Annotated in this window: 1 protein-coding gene; it reads left to right on the top strand. The window is 61.7% G+C overall.

From position 1 onward, the window contains the following. Positions 1–339: CpaF/VirB11 family protein (locus SB724_RS19620; protein WP_410572451.1), on the top strand; the 339-nt coding region annotated here is incomplete at both ends.

Below are 339 nucleotides of genomic sequence, written 5' to 3'. Positions count from 1 at the left end.
GACACCGATCGGCCCATCTTTGCAGGCCCGGTTGAAGACGAACTGTTGTTGGAAGCGCTGACGCAACTGGTGCGTCAGCGCAAGAACATTCTGGTCGCGGGCGGAACGTCATCGGGCAAGACCACGCTGCTCAACGCTCTGGTCGAGGTTATCCCTGACGACGAGCGCGTGCTCACGATCGAAGACACGATGGAACTCAAGCCGCGTGTACCGAACGTGGTCCGGCTGTTGTCGAACAACGACAAGGGTGTCAGCACCCAGCAGCTGGTAGCACTGTCCCTGCGCTTCAGACCGGACCGGATCCTCCTGGGCGAGGTTCGGGGCGGCGAAGCCTACGAC

Origin of the sequence: Bacillus sp. SIMBA_031 (genome assembly GCF_046535225.1) — a bacterium.
GTDB classification, from domain to species: Bacteria; Bacillota; Bacilli; order Bacillales; family Bacillaceae; genus Bacillus; species Bacillus velezensis.
This window is presented reverse-complemented; position numbering and strand designations above follow the sequence as displayed.